Annotated in this window: 14 protein-coding genes; 8 read left to right on the forward strand and 6 right to left on the reverse strand. The window is 55.5% G+C overall.

Going from position 1 to position 15,963, the window contains the following annotated elements; genetic code table 11:
* Positions 1-52: 52 nt before the first annotated feature.
* On the reverse strand, positions 53-1,606 hold the full coding sequence (locus IPM59_07595; GenBank protein MBK9215450.1) for a DnaJ domain-containing protein: 1,554 nt from the start codon (positions 1,604-1,606) through the stop codon (positions 53-55).
* A gap of 185 nt (positions 1,607-1,791) precedes the next feature.
* Between IPM59_07595 and IPM59_07600 the strand changes: the two genes are divergently transcribed.
* From IPM59_07600 to IPM59_07625, 6 genes are read left to right on the forward strand one after another with little or no spacing between them, the layout of a single operon-like run.
* Complete coding sequence (locus IPM59_07600) at positions 1,792-2,490, forward strand: GNAT family N-acetyltransferase (GenBank protein MBK9215451.1); 699 nt, start codon at positions 1,792-1,794, stop codon at positions 2,488-2,490.
* A 2-nt stretch (positions 2,491-2,492) separates the two neighbouring features.
* Entirely contained in the window at positions 2,493-3,521 is a 1,029-nt protein-coding gene (locus tag IPM59_07605; protein MBK9215452.1) for a Rieske 2Fe-2S domain-containing protein, read from the forward strand.
* Between the two features lie 3 nt (positions 3,522-3,524).
* Positions 3,525-5,528, forward strand: coding sequence for an NAD-dependent DNA ligase LigA (gene ligA / locus IPM59_07610; GenBank protein MBK9215453.1), 2,004 nt, complete (start codon positions 3,525-3,527; stop codon positions 5,526-5,528).
* Positions 5,525-6,097, forward strand: coding sequence for a hypothetical protein (locus tag IPM59_07615; GenBank protein MBK9215454.1), 573 nt, complete (start codon positions 5,525-5,527; stop codon positions 6,095-6,097). The genes ligA and IPM59_07615 overlap by 4 nt, the downstream gene beginning before the upstream one ends.
* The gene (locus IPM59_07620) at positions 6,073-6,297 is read left to right on the forward strand and encodes a hypothetical protein (protein MBK9215455.1); all 225 of its coding nucleotides are present in this window, start codon (positions 6,073-6,075) and stop codon (positions 6,295-6,297) included. The genes IPM59_07615 and IPM59_07620 overlap by 25 nt, the downstream gene beginning before the upstream one ends.
* Complete coding sequence (locus tag IPM59_07625; protein ID MBK9215456.1) at positions 6,290-7,579, forward strand: serine hydroxymethyltransferase; 1,290 nt, start codon at positions 6,290-6,292, stop codon at positions 7,577-7,579. Before IPM59_07620 ends, IPM59_07625 begins: the two co-directional genes overlap by 8 nt.
* 16 nt (positions 7,580-7,595) lie before the next feature.
* Here IPM59_07625 and IPM59_07630 read toward each other — a convergent pair whose 3' ends face one another.
* The 5 genes from IPM59_07630 to IPM59_07650 all read right to left on the reverse strand — a co-directional run bounded on the left by IPM59_07630 (position 7,596) and on the right by IPM59_07650 (position 14,093).
* Positions 7,596-9,851, reverse strand: coding sequence for a molybdopterin-dependent oxidoreductase (locus IPM59_07630; protein MBK9215457.1), 2,256 nt, complete (start codon positions 9,849-9,851; stop codon positions 7,596-7,598).
* A gap of 78 nt (positions 9,852-9,929) precedes the next feature.
* Positions 9,930-11,336 (reverse strand): FAD binding domain-containing protein, encoded by a 1,407-nt coding sequence (locus IPM59_07635; protein MBK9215458.1) that lies wholly within the window; start codon positions 11,334-11,336, stop codon positions 9,930-9,932.
* A 94-nt stretch (positions 11,337-11,430) separates the two neighbouring features.
* On the reverse strand, positions 11,431-11,907 hold the full coding sequence (locus IPM59_07640; protein MBK9215459.1) for a nucleoside deaminase: 477 nt from the start codon (positions 11,905-11,907) through the stop codon (positions 11,431-11,433).
* Positions 11,904-12,755, reverse strand: coding sequence for a glutaminyl-peptide cyclotransferase (locus IPM59_07645; protein ID MBK9215460.1), 852 nt, complete (start codon positions 12,753-12,755; stop codon positions 11,904-11,906). The genes IPM59_07640 and IPM59_07645 overlap by 4 nt, the downstream gene beginning before the upstream one ends.
* A gap of 15 nt (positions 12,756-12,770) precedes the next feature.
* Positions 12,771-14,093: a thioredoxin domain-containing protein gene (locus IPM59_07650; GenBank protein MBK9215461.1), complete on the reverse strand. Its 1,323-nt coding sequence runs from the start codon at positions 14,091-14,093 to the stop codon at positions 12,771-12,773.
* A gap of 67 nt (positions 14,094-14,160) precedes the next feature.
* On the opposite strand from IPM59_07650, the gene IPM59_07655 reads away from it, so the two are divergent.
* Together IPM59_07655 and IPM59_07660 are read left to right on the forward strand one after the other, a co-directional pair.
* Positions 14,161-14,778: a DNA-3-methyladenine glycosylase gene (locus IPM59_07655; protein ID MBK9215462.1), complete on the forward strand. Its 618-nt coding sequence runs from the start codon at positions 14,161-14,163 to the stop codon at positions 14,776-14,778.
* A 13-nt stretch (positions 14,779-14,791) separates the two neighbouring features.
* Positions 14,792-15,952, forward strand: coding sequence for a pyridoxal phosphate-dependent aminotransferase (locus tag IPM59_07660; GenBank protein ID MBK9215463.1), 1,161 nt, complete (start codon positions 14,792-14,794; stop codon positions 15,950-15,952).
* Positions 15,953-15,963: the final 11 nt, after the last annotated feature.

The following is a 15,963-nucleotide window of genomic DNA, read 5'->3' on the forward strand; positions in this document are numbered from 1 at the left end:
AGTTTCCCTTTTTTGTTGGGATAGTTTCAAGTAGCCGGTCAATCTCAATTCTCTAGACCTTTGCCTTGAGCGATTCCAGCATCTGCTGCGCCTCTCGATTGCTCGGGAATTTTGCCAACAGGCGCGTAAGTTCGCCCTCGGCCCGTTTTATTAGATTCATCTTTATGAAGAACTCAGCGAGCATAAGACGGAACGTCCAATTATCGGGATCGAGCTTGAGGGCAGCCTGCATTTCAGCCTCGGCCTTGTGCCGCTGCTTTTGGTCCTCTGAGAGGGCCTTGCCGTAATACGCATGATATTTTGCATTCTTTGGTGCGTAGTGGGCTGCTCGGGCGAGCAACGGCAGGGCATTCTCATTGTCACCGTCCATAAGCAGGTTGAAACCGACTTGGAAGCTCTCGGCCGCCTGTTCCAACTGCAGGCTGGCGTTGCCTGCTGCACCGTCCGCTTGGTTTTTCTCACGGGCTGCGAGTTCTTTGCGCATTCGATAATCGTACATTTCGCGAGATTCGCTGCTCTTTAGCGTCTCGTGTGCCTGAGCCAGTTCGGTAAAGGCGTGCTGAACGCGTCTAAATGTCTCGCCGCCGGCGGCGTGAAAGCGATCTGGATGGAACATCTTTGCCAATGCAAAGTAGGATCGTTTTATTTTGCTTGCTTCATCCGACACATCGACGCCCAGTATGTCGTAATATGTGGCGGCATTCTCGACCCTGTCGAGATACTCATCCAACGAGAGCGTGATCTCCGGAACGGGGGCGTGCACATCGGCCGGTGGTGCTTCGACGGTTGGCTCGACGGTTGCAACAGCTTCCGGAGTACCCGGAAGCTTTGCCTCGCGACGCAGTTCGAGCTTTGCGGTTCGCATCGCGGCGACGGCCTCGGGAGAAAGGGCCGGCTGCCAATCGTAACGTTCGAGAAGCCCACCAAGCCAAAGGGTATAGATCAGGTGCAACGCCGTGGCATCGGAGTAGGACGAGACGTCGACAATGTTCTGTGCGGTTAGCTTGCCCGTGTCGGTGCACCACAGAACGAACGATTCCTCGGCCGTCAATTCAAACCCCTCGACGGCTAGATCGGAGCGGCCAAAAACCTCGTCAAAGCTGCGAAATCGATCCATCAGGATCGCTTCCGGCATGCATCGCCCGTAGTCGATCAGCAGCCTGCGGGTGTCGATATCGAAGGATAGTCCGTCGCGGATCCTCGCGAGCGAACTGAATGTCCAGTCACCGCTTGCCCACGTCATGAGGTCGACGATGATGGCCTCGATCTGTTCGGTAAAGAGCCGTTCGATATCACTCTTGGTCAGAAAATGTTTTTCTTCAAGATAGGCCGCAAGTTCGTGATCGTTAGCAAAGTTAGATATCTGTTTCAGGTCTTCCTTCTTTAGCCTGTTTCGCCGAAGCAGAATGTCGAAAAGCCGTGATGAACGTGCGTTCGAGACAGCAAAAGCTACACGTCCTGACTTGAAATATACGACGCACTTCTTCTCTTTGTCCGACACGCGCAGGCTGCCATTGAGCCGTGCGGTGGCGATTTCCGCCATCAATTCGGCAAACGGATGGGTCAGGACAGTTCCCTGAACTTCGAGTTCGGACTGCGAGGTCATGCTAGGCAGAAAGCGCGGGAGCAGGCGAAACGACCGAATGACGGCCTTCTCTCAAGGATATCAAATACTCACAGCGAAAGTTAAGACCTATTTTTAGCGTTCGGTCACGCTATCTGTTAGCATTTTGAGCATCTGCAAGCATGGCCACTGATCTGGAAATTCGCGAATGTACTACGTTGGACGAAATGGCCGCATGCGTACAATTGCAGCGTGCGGTTTTCCCTCTGCCGGAGGCCGAGATATCGCCGGTCCGCCACTTTGTTGTGACGAAGAACGCAGGAGGATTCGCGCTGGGAGCCTTTGACGGCGGCCGTCTAGCAGGCTTTTCATTGAGCGTTCCGGCATTTCTGCGCGGTGCGCGGGCCTTCTATTCGCACATGACAGGCGTCCTGCCGGAATATCAATCTCACGGGTTAGGAGCGAAATTAAAATGGGCCCAGAGAGAACGGGCCCTGGCTCTCGGCGTCAATTATGTTAAGTGGACCTTCGAGCCGGTTAAAGCCCGGAACGCCTACTTTAATATCGAGAAGCTCGGAGCGATCGTCGGCGAGTTTCGGGAGAATTTCTACGGAGTTGACTATGCGACGGCTCCGGAATTAAGACAGGGCATGGCAAGTGACAGACTCTTTGCCGAATGGCATCTCGCGAGCGACAAGGTCGCCGCTCTGGCTAATGGCGACGGTGTCAGCGAACCGCAGCCGCCTGTCGCGAATATCGAGATCATGAACGACTGGCCCGGTCTGGTAGCAGCCGACCCTGAGAAAGCCCGAACCGAGCAATTACGGATCCGCTTGGAGTTTCAAGAGGCGTTCGAATTCGGTTTCATCTGCCGCGGATTTTACCGGGACAAGGATCGGCCCGCGTTTTTGCTTTACAGGTCATAGTGATGTCCATCTTTGAGATCGATCCCGATATCAAGAAAGCCCGGACGCTCTCATCGGATTTCTACACCGATCGAGCTTGGTTTGAACTCTCAAAAGAAGAAATATTCGCGCATTCGTGGCAATTCCTTGGGCACGAAAGCCAATTCACCGGCCTGACGCCGTTGACGCTTCTGCCCGGAATGCTCGATGAACCGGTTTTGCTCGCGCAGAAGGGCGATCAGTTCCGCTGTCTCTCGAATGTCTGCACGCATCGCGCAAAAATATTGGTCGAGGAGCCGTGCGAGGCTAAGCTGATCCGCTGCGGATATCACGGCCGGCGGTTCTCGCTTGACGGGAAATTCGTGTCGATGCCGGAATTCGAGGGCGTAGAGGATTTTCCGTCTGACGCCGACAACCTAAAGCAGGTGGAATTCGCAGTGCGGCAAGGTTTTATGTTCGCGTCTGTCGAATCTAAGGCGTCGTTCGATACGTTCACGGCCGATGCAGCAGAACGATTTGGCGATTACGATATAGACAGTTCACAATTGCGTCTGACCTCAAAACGGGAATACGAGATCGGAGCACATTGGGCGTTGTATTGCGAGAACTATCTCGAGGGATTTCACATCCCTTACGTCCACAAGGGCCTCAACGAGATCGTCGATTACGGCACGTACAAGACCGAGACGTTCCGCTATTCGAGTCTCCAGACCGGTTATGACGGTGAAGGAAACATTGCCGCGCGATACCTGTTCATCTTCCCGAATATGATGTTCAATTTTTATCCGTGGGGCGTCTCGGTCAACGTCGTCCGGCCCGTGACGCCGACCAAAACGGTTGTCGAATTCCTGACCTACGTCGGCGACGATTCATTGGTCGATCAAGGTGCGGGCGCCGACCTGCATTCGGTAGAATTAGAGGACGAGGCTGTGGTCGAAAGTGTGCAGCGCGGCATCCGGTCGCGTTTTTACACGCACGGGCGATACTCACCGACACGAGAACAAGGAACGCATCACTTTCATCGCCTGATCGCCGAGTTTATGTCCGGATAGCTGATGACACCGAACGTAAATAAAGAAATTGAACAGCTTAGGGCTGAGATCGAGCGGCACAACGAGCTTTATTATCAGAAAGCCGAGCCGGAGATATCGGATTTTGAGTTTGACCAACTGCTTGAACGGCTAAAAGCCCTCGAAGCAGAGCATCCCAAACTCATCACGCCCGACAGCCCGACGCAGCGTGTTGGCGGCAAGGCGGACAGCCTGCGGCCGTTCAGGCACACCGTGCCGCTGATGTCGCTCGACAACAGCTACAGCCTCGACGATCTCAAGGCCTTCACCGAACGTTGCGAAAAGCTGGCCGAGGGCCGCAAACTTGAATATTTCGCTGAGCTTAAGATCGACGGCCTGTCGGTGGCACTGCATTACGAGAACGGCATTCTCGCGACCGGTGCAACGCGCGGCGACGGGGCAACCGGCGATGAGGTAACACAGAACGTAAAGACGATCCGTTCGATCCCGCTGCGACTCAAAACGGATTTGCCGCCGCACGCTGAGGTGCGCGGCGAGGTGTTTTTGTCACGGTCGCAGTTTGCCAGGATCAATGCCGAGCTTGAGATGCAGGGCGAGAAGACGTTTGCCAACCCGCGTAACTGCGCTTCGGGGACGCTGCGGATGCTCGATTCACAGATCGTAGCGTCGCGGCGACTCGATATGTTTCCCTACGACGCGTTCACCGGCGCGTCAAAGATGTTTGCAACGCACGCCGAGGTTTTTGAGTGGTGCGAGAAGAATGGGTTTAACGTCAATCCGAATCGGCGATTGTGTCGCGATTTTGATGAGCTTGTCGAGTTTGTCAACGAGATGGAAATGCACCGCGACACGCTCGATTACGAGATCGACGGTGTGGTCGTAAAGGTCAATTCAACCGCGCTTCAGGACGAATTCGGGGCAACGAGCAAAGCCCCTCGCTGGGCTATCGCATACAAATATCCGGCCCGGCAGGCGACGACAAAACTGCTCGGCATAGAGATCAGCGTAGGCCGCACAGGCGCACTGACGCCCATCGCCCTGCTTGAACCGACACTGCTGGCCGGCACAACCGTCGCCCGCGCATCTTTGCACAATGAGGACGAGATCAAACGGCTCGGCCTGATGATCGGCGACCACGTCCTGATCGAAAAAAGCGGTGAGATCATCCCGCAAGTGCTGCAAAACATTTCGGCGCGACGTGACGGAAGCGAAACTGAATTTAAGTTTCCTGACATCTGTCCCGTCTGCTCATCACCCGCCGTTCGCCCGGAGGGCGAGGCGGTTCGCCGCTGCATCAATACCGATTGTCCCGCCAAAATAAAAGGCCGTATCGGCTATTACGCCTCGCGAAAGGCAATGGACATAGAGGGCCTCGGCGACGTGTTGATCAATACTCTCGTCGACACCGGCCTGGTCAACGACGTCGCCGACCTCTACAACCTTACCGTCGAGCAGATCGCCACTCTCGAACGCATGGCCGAAAAGTCTGGCACAAATCTGATCGACCAGATCGAAGCAAGCAAGACGGGCGGCCTTCAGCGGCTGCTCTTCGGTATCGATATTCGCCACGTCGGCGAGCGATATGCAAAGTTGCTCGCGAGGCATTTCCGCTCAATCGATAGTCTCGCCGAGGCGAGTGTCCAAGATCTAGACGACATCCCCGAGATCGGCCTCGCCGTAGCCGAGAGCGTGCATCAATGGATGCGTGATCCAAAGAATGTCGATCTGATAGCGCGACTTCGCAACGCCGGTGTCCAGATGGAGATGGACGCAACCTCGACCGCGGCGTTGGATGAACGCTTCGTCGGCAAGACATTCGTCCTCACCGGAAGGCTTGAGAACTACACCCGCGACGAGGCCGCTAAACTCATCGAAGACCGCGGCGGCCGCGTCTCATCGTCGGTGAGTAAGAAAACGGATTACGTCGTCGCGGGTGAGGATGCGGGGTCGAAATTGACGAAGGCGGAGAGTCTGGGCGTGACAGTCCTGGCCGAGAATGAGCTTCAGGCCATGATCGGAGGAGCATGATGATCGAGGCCGACGAGATGCTGTCCACGCTGAGTGACGTGACCAGACGGTTGGACGAACTTGGTGTCGCGTACATGGTTACGGGTTCGTTTGCGATGAGTACCTACGCTATTGCACGCACAACGCTCGATATCGATATCGTTATCGAGATCGCCGGAATCGATGCACATCGATTTGCCACTAAGTTTACGAACGACTACTACGTCACTTCCGAATCGGTCGAACGCTCCCGACGGCAAGGGTTGATGTTCAATATGTTGAGCAATGCGACCGGCATCAAGATCGACTGTATCCCAAGAAAATCGGACCGTTTTGAGCGTGAGAAGTTCGAAAGACGACGCTTGGCGACTCTGGGCGGAGTCGAATTTTGGGCAATCGACAAGAACGACCTTATAATGTCTAAGTTACGTTGGGCTAAAGACTCGCACTCCGAGCTTCAGTTCCGCGACGTCCAGCGACTTTTGGAATCGGGCGTGCCCGATGAAGCGATAAGAACGCGGGTGGACGAAGAAGGACTTAGTGAGGTTTGGATGGCATTCAAGGAATGGATGACACAAACACAGAAGTGAGGCGGCTGCAGCATTCGTACTGGATGAGCCTGCCAGAAGCTGAACGCTTTCGCCGCTGCGGTCAATTATTCGCGCTTGCTAAACTGGCCGCACTTGAACGAGCGCCCGCAGATCTTTCCGCTGAAGAGAAGAAATGGTTCGTTATCCAGGAATTCTACGGCGCCGATTTTGTTGATATGGTGAGGGAGAACAATGACTGACTTTTTTACCGCTGATCTGGTATTCGTCGATCCCATGATCGCCGACGCCATCGACAACGAGGTCCGTCGCCAGACTGACGGCCTTGAGCTGATCGCCTCGGAGAATTTTGTGTCCGAGGCGGTGCTGCAGGCGATGGGGACGGTGTTTACTAATAAGTACGCCGAGGGCTATCCGGGCAAGCGGTATTACGGCGGGTGCGAGTTTGCGGATGTTGTCGAGCAGACGGCGATCGACCGGGCGAAGGAGCTTTTCGGCTGCGATCATGCGAATGTGCAGCCGCACAGCGGGGCTCAGGCCAATATGTCGGTGCTGCTGACGGCGCTTGAGCATGGCGACACGATATTGGGGATGAATCTCTCGCACGGCGGGCATCTGACGCACGGGCACCCGCTGAATTTCTCGGGCATCAATTACAAGGTTGCGGATTATGGCGTAAACCGTGACACCGAGCAGATCGATTACGACGAGCTGCAAAAGATCGCCGAGGAATCGCGGCCAAAGCTGCTGATCTGCGGTGCTTCGGCATATCCGCGAACGATAGATTTTGCACGCATTGGCGAGATCGCACGCTCGGTCGGGGCAAAGGTGATGGCCGACATCGCGCATATCGCCGGGCTTGTCGCCACAGGCCTGCATCCTTCGCCAGTGCCGCATTGTGAGTTTGTGACGACGACGACGCACAAGACGCTCCGCGGCCCGCGCGGTGGGATGGCGATGTGCAAAGAGGAATTCGCCGCCGATCTCAACAAACGCGTCTTCCCCGGCGTTCAGGGCGGGCCGCTGGTGCATATCATCGCGGCTAAGGCAGTGGCATTCGGCGAGGCGTTAGAGCAGGAATTCAAGGCGTATCAACAACAGGTCTTGGCCAACGCTCAGGCCCTCGCTGCAACATTGCAGGATGCTGGACTGCGGATAGTATCGGGCGGCACGGACAACCATCTGATGATGGTGGACGTATTTATGGACGGCAAAGGCATAACGGGCAAGGCCGCCGAAAAGGCACTCGACGAGGTCCACATCACGGTGAACAAGAACACCATTCCCTTTGACACGCAAAAACCCTTCGTCGCCTCCGGCATCCGTTTAGGAACGCCAGCCCTGACGACTCGCGGCATGAAAGAGGACGAGATGCGTGCGATCGGGGGGATTATCGCGTCGGTCATCCATGAGCCTGAGTCGGAAGACGTGCGGACGCGTGTCCGCCGCGAGGTACTTGAACTGACCGCCAAGTTCCCAATGTATCCCGGCCGGGCGAACAACGAGGCGATATCGGCTGTGTGATCCAATGAACCGACTTTTACGCCTTGTGTCCGTATAAATTCATTAACACCTTTTCCGGCGTGAACGGCAGGTCGAATGACGGCGAACAGTCGGTGAACGCCTTTATCGCATTGCGGATCGCGAAATAGGCCCCAAGAGCGTACATCAGCGGCGGTTCGCCGACGGCTTTTGAGTTGAATATGGCGAGGTTTGAACGCTTCGTCGCGAGCGGCTCGACGGCGATCTCTTTGGGGACGCTGTAGATGTCCGGCACCTTGTAGGTGGAAAGGGCATTTGACCTCAGACGGCCGTCGGCATCATAGACGACCTCTTCCATCGTCACCCAGCCGATGCCCTGGACGATGCCGCCTTCGATCTGGCCGAGATCGACCGCCGTGTTCATGGACGAGCCAAAATCGTGACAGCACTTCACATAATCGACCTCATAACGGCCCCGCAAACAATCGACCGTTACGCCGATAAAGGCGGTCCCATAAACGTGATATGCGAACGGATGTCCTTTCGCCGTTGCCCAGTCAAACCCGATGCCCGGCGTCGCGTAATGTGAATGTTCGCTTAGATTTACACGTTGGAGATGAGCTTCCATTACGAGCGATTGCCAAGCGAGCGAGGTCTTGTCGCCGTTGCGGTAAACAAAGCCATCTTGCAATGACAGGTCATCGACACTCGCCGCCTCAACGAGGTCTTTTGCGACCTCAAACAGTCTGCCACGGATCACCTCACACGCGAGCTGCGTCGCTTTGCCGTTCAGGTCGGCCGCTGCGGATGCCGCGGTAGGCGAGGTATTGGCGATCCGCAACGTGTTCGTCGTCTGGACTTTGACCGCGTCAATCTCAAGCCCGAACATCTTTGCCGCGACCTGCGCCATTTTTGTATTCACGCCCTGTCCCATCTCGACCGCGCCCGTCGAGACCGCAACCGAGCCGTCCGTGTAAACATGCACGAGCGAGCGGGCCTGGTTCATCGGCGTCTTGGTGAATGAGATGCCAAAGCACACGGGCATTGTCGCGACGGCTTTCTTGAAGTATTTCGAGCCAGCGTTGAAATCATCGGCTTCTTTTTGCAGCCTCGCGAGATCATACTTTTCGTCGGCCTGTGTCCAACTGGTCACGGCTTCGCTCTCGGCAAGCTGTCCATATGGGAATTCGTCGCCATCGACCAAGAGATTACGCCGCTGTATCTCCGTCGCGCTTACGCCGAGTTTGTCGGCTGCGTGAGCGATCGCCGATTCGATCACAAACATTCCCTGCGGGCCGCCAAAGCCGCGAAACGCCGTGTTCGGCGGCAGATTTGTGCGGCAGCAATACGCGGTCGCAGTGACGTTCGGGATGTAATACGAATTTGTACAGTGAAACAGCGTTCGTTCGAGCACTGGCGGCGATAGATCGCACGCGGCGCCGGCGTTCTGAAAAAATGTCGCTTCATACGCAACGATCTTCAAATTTTTGTCGAGCCCGATCTTGTAGTCGCTCGAATACGGATGCCGTTTTCCGGTCATCCGCATGTCTTCCATTCGGTGGAGAGCGTATTTTACGGGCTTGCCAGTCAATTGAGCCGCGACGGCAACAATGCCTGCCCACGCATTCGCCTGATCTTCCTTGCCGCCAAAACCGCCACCAAGGCGCTGCACATCGACCTCGACCTTGTGCATCGGCAAACCCGTGACACGACAAACGGCACGCTGAACTGCCGTCGGTCCTTGCGTCGATGAATAAACGCGGATGCCGCTCTGCTCGGTCGGCACGGCATACGCGCCCTGCGTCTCGATGTAAAGATGTTCCTGTCCGTTCTGCTCGGTTCGTCCCTCGAAAACGTGAGCACAGTCTCTGAATGCTGCCGCCGTGTCGCCGAGCACGAACTTCTTCGGCGGAACGATAAATCTCTCATTGACCGCAGCAACCCGAGGGTCGATCACAGGTTCTAACGGCTCAATCTGAACTTGGATCTTCTTTGCGGCTTTGCGGGCAAGTTCTTCTGTCTCCGCAACTACAATTGCTATCGGCTGCCCCGCAAAATGCACTTCGCCGTCAGCCAGGAGTGGTTCGTCCGGCACGATGCCGCCGATCTGGTTCTCGCCGATCAAATCTTTAGCCGTGATGACACGAACAACACCGTCGCTATGTTCAGCGTCGCTCGTATCGACGCTTTTCAACTTTCCGTGCGCAACCGGCGAATCATAGACACACGCAAACAACGTCCCGTGAACCACAGGAATATCGTCGAGATAGACACTCTCGCCGCGCACGTGTGAATGTGAATCGATGTTCTTCATTCAAGAAATTTCACCACAGAGACACAGAGCACACGGAGCGGCCTTGATCGCTCTGTGCCTCTGTGGCTCTGTGGTGAATCAGCTTCCAAATAATTCATGAAAATGTGCGCGGAATAGTTGTCTGAGTAACAGTCGTTTGTATTCCGCCGCGCCGCGAACGTCTGAGATCGGCGAGATCTCGGACTGCATTATTTCGTTGGCGGCGGTGATCGTTTCTTCGTTAGGTTCCCGACCTCGCAGGAAGGCTGAGGTTTCTTTCAGATAAAGTGGGATCGGTGCGACGCCGCCGGCGGCGACATGGACTCCGCTGATCGTTTCCCCCGACATTATTAGTGAGATCGCGGTGTTGACGGTCGCGATATCGAGATACGTGCGTTTGCAGACTTTTTCAAAATTGAAACGAAAGTCGCTGGTCGGTTTCTTGAAACGAACGCCGACGATAATCTCATCAGGTTGTTTTGCTAGTTGTTTGTAACCGAGGTAAAAGCCCTGAAGGGGTAGCGTGCGTGTTACGCCCTTACTTACGTGCGGGCTTGCGCAACTCAGATCGACGTTTGCATCCAGGGCGAGGAACCAGACGGTCATGTCGCCGATGGGCGAGGCGTTAACGAAGTTGCCCGCGAGCGTTGCCATGTTGCGGATCGGTGTGGATGAGACGAGTTTTAGATGTTTGTAGAGGTCGGGGAAGATGAGGCGCATCACCGGCGATTCGAGCAGGTCGGTGACGGTCGCGGAGGCCCCGATCTCGATATCGATACCTGTGTCGCGAATGCCGCGCAGCGCATCGTCAAACAGCAACGGTGTTGATGCGGACTCAGCCATTTCCTCGGGCCGCTGGACATACAAATCGGTGCCGCCGCCTGTCGGAACCGCCTGCGGTAGCGGGCGGCTAGTTCCTTGCGGGTCACTCGTTAATGTCTTTAGGCGCGTTCCAATAGTCTCGAAATAGTCCGGGACGAACTGGCCGCCCGCTGATGCAGGCGGTTCTGACAGGCGGCACGCCGCTCGTTCTATCGACTTGTAACCGGTGCAGCGACATATATTGCCGTCGATGGATGATATTGCGGCTTCAACTGACGTATCGGCAGCCTTCCTGACGGTCGGGCTGCTGACACGATCCAAGCAGTGTCCCGTCAGCGACATCACAAAACCGACCGTACAAAACCCGCATTGCGTCCCGCTTTCATCTACCATTGCTTGTTGAACCGGGGTAAAAGAACCGTCAGTCGGATTGATGCCTTCGATCGTGACGATGTGTTTTCCGGCCGCATTTGCCAACGGCATCAGGCACGATGTCATCGAGCGATATCTGACACGCTCGTCGACCAGTTCACCGACAAGTATCGTACACGCACCGCAGTCGCCCTCACGGCAGCCGATCTTTGTGCCTTTCAGGTTCTTGTGGTACCGGACAAAATCCAGCACCGTCGTGCCCATTGGCAGGTCGGATGCGATATCTTCACGATTGAGGATAAATCGGATCAATTTGCTTTTATTTGACACTTTCCACTTATCCCTTATCACTTATTTCGGAAGGGCCATCGGAATAAGTGATAAGGGATAGGTGAAAAGCAATAAGTTAATACTCTATCTTGTCCGTCTTCGCGTCCCATGCACGGAAAACCTCAAGAGCCTCGTCGCGCATCAGGGGCATAAGGGCCAACTCGCGTTCGTCGTTCGCTTTTTCGAGTTCGCGGTAAATGTGATCATCGTCGAATCCGATCTCAGCCGCGTCGTCGCGGGTGCACGCGTAATAAACGTGAGCCGGCCTTGCCCAATAGATAGCGCCAAGGCACATTGGGCACGGCTCGCACGATGTGTAGATCGAACAGCCGTCTAACTGAAACGCATTCAATGATTTACACGCCTTGCGGATGGCGATGATCTCGGCGTGCGCGGTCGGGTCATTTGTCGAGGTGACGCGATTGTTGCCCTCACCAATGATCATGCCGTCGCGAACGACCACGCAGCCAAATGGGCCGCCGGCATTTTCCTCCATGCCCTCGCGCGCTAGCTCGATCGCGCGACGCATAAATCGCTCGTCTTGTTGCGTCATTGGCTCTTGGGCGGCGTAAGCTTGATCTCGTAGAGTTTTTTCCACTGTTTGCCTGTCACGAAGATGCGATCCGTCGCGGCGTCGTAGGCAATACCGTTAAGAGTATTCTCGACCTTGTCGTCGTATGGGCTGTTAGTTTTTGGCTGGTCATCGGGCGAGATGCCGGCAAGGTCGATCCAGCCCGTCAGTTTTCCGGTTTGAGGATCGATGCGGGCAATGTAGTTAGATCTGCCAAGCGTTCCCGGGTCCTCTGAGTGCCAGACATTTGCCCAGATCTCTCCCTTTACAAATTCCAGTTCGTTCAGCCGCATCAGGGGCCGCCCGTCCTCACGCATTACCGGAATGGTCTTCAACTGTTTGAAGCTGTTCGGATCGATCACCTTCAGGACATGCGTGCCCTGCGACATTATCAGATTCGTTCCGTCAGTTGTAATGCCCCAGCCTTCACCTTGATAGCTGAATTCGTTGAGCACCTTCAGGTTCTTTGCATCGAACACCCTTCCAATGCCGTCCTGCCACGTAACCATGTAGAACTTGTCCCCAAGGGCGGCCGAGCCCTCACCGAATTCATCCTTCGGCAGATCCCATTTCTGAGAGACCTTGCCGGTTTCGATATCGACCTTTCGGATCTGCGAACGGCCCTCCTGGCCCGTGCTTTCATAGAGCGAGCCATCATAGAAGAACAACCCCTGCGTAAACGCCCCGCTGTCGTGAGGATACGACCGCACGACTTCGTAACCATAAATCGGCAGTGGCGGAGCTTTTGTCACGTTTGCATTATTTGGCCTCGGGGTGTTCGCCGTACCGGAGCACGCTAATGCGATAGCCGCTAAAAAAAATACGAGCAAAGTTCGCATACTCAATTACTTAGATAACGCGGTCTCGATCATGGACGTGATCGCCTCGACCGAGATATTACGCAAGCGGCGGCCATTGACAAAGATCGTGGGCGTTCCGCTGATGCCGAGGGCCTCGCCGTCGCTCATATCCTTTCTTACTTCGGCGGCGATCCGTTCGGAATTAAAGTCTATCTCAAACTGAGCGGCATTCAAACCGATCTGCTCCGCGTACCTCTTGAGCGATACAGCATCGAGCGCGTTTTGGTGTTTATACAGTAACTCTATGTATTCAAAGAACTTGCCTTGTGCGTTCGCTGCTCCCGCGGCTCGGGCGGCGTCAAAGCCGTAGCCGTGGACCGCCTCGAGTGGAAAATCGCGTACCACGAACCTGACCTTGCTGCCAAAGTGTAACAGGGCCTGTTTGAGCATAGGATGCGTTGCCGCGCAGGCCGAGCATTGGAAATCGCTGAACATAATGACCGTCACCGGGGCGTTTACCGGCCCGATCGCCGGATCGTCGTCTGCCGAGACGACCTCAACCGGCGGTTCAGGTGCCTTGTAAAGGATCTTGACCAGATACTTTGAAAAAAGGCGTTTCGCGAGGGCATCTTCCAGAGTCAGCCTTTCGCTGTCCGAGAACTCTTTCATCTTGTTCGTGATCTCGCGGGCGATGAAAGCTCCGGCGTCTATACCGGCGGCCTTTGCTTCGTCCGCGATCAGCGCGGTACGGATCGTTTCGGTAAGGTCGTCAGTGATGATATCACCAAGGTCAGCGCGTCCTTCGCGAAGCTCGATCGCGGCAAGATCCTCAAATTCCCTGGCCGTAACGGCCTTGCCATTGATCGTTGCGACCGTGTCTGTCGGCGTCAGGTTCGCGGCGTTAATATCTTTTCCCGCCGAAAACTTGTATTTTGTCCGCAGTCGGGTGAACAGTGCTGCAAACATCTTCTGCTGCGGATCGGCACGCAGGTAATCGACGATCTGCTCGCGGACCTCCGAGAGCTGGCGGCCGCCCATAGCTTGTTGGTTTGCATCATAGACCGCCTTGATGTCGGCTTCGGTCGGGTTCTTGACCTTGGCCTTCTCGTTCCAGATGAACTTGCCGCTCGACAGCCCGAGCGACCCGGCCTCGAGATCGATCAACCGCTGATTGACGAACTGCGCAAACAAGTCGGTTCGCGCCTTTTCGATGCTCGACGGCAGGTTGGCAACCGCTTTTTGGACCTCTGGCGAAAGATCGCGTAGCTTAAACGTCCGCCCCGTCGAAGTGGCGAGGACGTCGTCGGGTTTTTGTGCGGTTACGCTTGCGGCAGTGAGAAGAAGAAAAACAATGATCGCTCGATACATAAATCTGCCACTGTGGCCGGTGTGATATTAACAAAATTTGAGTTTCACCGTATCGTAAAAGTTGCTTATGAAGATTCCCCGAAGGTTTTACGAACGCGAAGACACACTCGCCGTCGCCCGCGATCTGCTTGGCACACAGCTTGTCGTGCCCACAACCGACGGCACGCGCGTCTCGGGGATGATCGTTGAGACCGAGGCATATCTCGGCGTTACTGACCGGGCCGCTCATTCATACGGTGGCCGCCGCACGGAGCGCAACGAGGTAATGTATGGCCGTGCCGGCCACGTTTATGTCTTTTTTGTCTATGGGATGTATTACCAATTCAATATAGTCTCCGGCCCGACCGATCACCCGCACGCCATCCTTATCCGCGCCATCGAACCCATCGATGGTATAGAGCTAATGCGCTCACGTCGCGGCAATATGAACGACAGCAACCTCACGTCAGGCCCCGGCAAACTTTGTATCGCGCTCGGCATTGACCGAGCTCTTAACGGCGAAGATCTTTGCGGCGACGCCGTCTGGCTGGAACGGTACCGTTCGATCAAGGCGGACGAGATCGCGACAGGCCCACGTATCGGTATCGACTACGCCGGAGAGGACGCCGGCCAGCCGTATCGATTTTGGCTTCGTGGGAATCGATATGTCAGTAACCCTCGCGTAGAACAACTGAGCAAAACCTGATACTTTTATTGTTATGTCAGAAGCAAAACTTGGGAAGGTCAAGCCGGATATCCGCGCGATCACGCGGCTGGTACCGCCGAGCGGGAATCTCGTTCAGGGGCAGTCGGAATTGCCGATCGACTCGCAATTGGCGGCTGAGGCCGCGGCCATAATCGCTGCCAGCCAAAACCATTACGGAGGCAGCGAGGGCCACGAAGGGCTGCGTCGGGCCGTCGCCGAAAAGATCGCAAAATATAACAACATTAAGGTTGATCCTGAGGCGCGGCCTTTTGAACTGATGATCACGAACGGTGGCACAGGTGCTCTTGTTGGCGTGGCCCAGAGCTATCTGAAAGGGAAGTCGGCCCTCGTATTTGAGCCGTATTATCCTTATCACAAACGTATTCTGGAGGAGTTCGGCAGTAAGATAGAAACATTCGAGCTTGACGAGCAACTCTGCTTCGAAAAAGGGGCCCTGCTGGCTCGATGCAGAGAACTCAAAGACCGCGTTGATTTTCCGTTGGCTGCAATTCTGGTCTGTTCGCCGGCAAATCCCAGCGGCAAAGTGCTGTCACAGGCCGAACTGGAGGCGATCGCATATGTGGCGAAAGATCTCGACCTGCTCGTCGTCTCAGACGAGGTCTATGAGCACTATGTTACCGGCGAGAGCCCGCACACGCCGATCACCACGTTGCCGGACATGTGGCAGCGAACGATCACGGTAAATTCGTTCTCAAAGTCGTGGAACATCTCAGGTTGGCGTCTCGGCTACGCATACGGCCCCAGGGAACTGATCGCGAAGATCAACAATGCGGCCAACGTCATCTACGTTTGTCCCGCGACGCCGCTCCAAGCGGCACTTGCCAAAACTCTGATGGCAGACGACACGTATTATACGCGGCTGCGTGACAAATTCGACGCCAAACGCCGAGAGTTCTCAGACGGCATCGCAAAGCTCGGTTTCGAGATATACCATTCCGGCTCAGCGTTTTATATCTGGGCGCGAATCCCGCGGCAATTCGATGACGCCATCGCCTTTAACGAAATGCTGATGCGCGACGCGGGCGTCGGTATGACGCCCGGCTCGGCCTTTGCCGACGGTGACCTATGGGATGCACACGTCCGCATCTGCATCGCTCGCGAGGACTCGATCCTAGAGGGCTCAATGGAACGGCTGCAACGCATTCTCTGCTAGCAAGATCTACT

Source organism: Chloracidobacterium sp. (genome assembly GCA_016715795.1).
GTDB lineage: Bacteria > Acidobacteriota > Blastocatellia > Pyrinomonadales > Pyrinomonadaceae > OLB17.

What these genes read in the sequence shown, in the direction of transcription:
- IPM59_07615 (MBK9215454.1), top strand. Translation starts at nt 5,525, where the DNA reads ATGATGATCGAGGCCGACGAGATGCTGTCCACGCTGAGTGACGTGACC.
- IPM59_07650 (MBK9215461.1), bottom strand. Translation starts at nt 14,093, where the DNA reads ATGTATCGAGCGATCATTGTTTTTCTTCTTCTCACTGCCGCAAGCGTA.
- IPM59_07600 (MBK9215451.1), top strand. Translation starts at nt 1,792, where the DNA reads ATGGCCGCATGCGTACAATTGCAGCGTGCGGTTTTCCCTCTGCCGGAG.
- IPM59_07655 (MBK9215462.1), top strand. Translation starts at nt 14,161, where the DNA reads ATGAAGATTCCCCGAAGGTTTTACGAACGCGAAGACACACTCGCCGTC.
- IPM59_07605 (MBK9215452.1), top strand. Translation starts at nt 2,493, where the DNA reads ATGTCCATCTTTGAGATCGATCCCGATATCAAGAAAGCCCGGACGCTC.
- IPM59_07625 (MBK9215456.1), top strand. Translation starts at nt 6,290, where the DNA reads ATGACTGACTTTTTTACCGCTGATCTGGTATTCGTCGATCCCATGATC.
- IPM59_07640 (MBK9215459.1), bottom strand. Translation starts at nt 11,907, where the DNA reads ATGACGCAACAAGACGAGCGATTTATGCGTCGCGCGATCGAGCTAGCG.
- IPM59_07660 (MBK9215463.1), top strand. Translation starts at nt 14,792, where the DNA reads ATGTCAGAAGCAAAACTTGGGAAGGTCAAGCCGGATATCCGCGCGATC.
- IPM59_07595 (MBK9215450.1), bottom strand. Translation starts at nt 1,606, where the DNA reads ATGACCTCGCAGTCCGAACTCGAAGTTCAGGGAACTGTCCTGACCCAT.
- IPM59_07630 (MBK9215457.1), bottom strand. Translation starts at nt 9,851, where the DNA reads ATGAAGAACATCGATTCACATTCACACGTGCGCGGCGAGAGTGTCTAT.
- ligA (MBK9215453.1), top strand. Translation starts at nt 3,525, where the DNA reads ATGACACCGAACGTAAATAAAGAAATTGAACAGCTTAGGGCTGAGATC.
- IPM59_07620 (MBK9215455.1), top strand. Translation starts at nt 6,073, where the DNA reads ATGGATGACACAAACACAGAAGTGAGGCGGCTGCAGCATTCGTACTGG.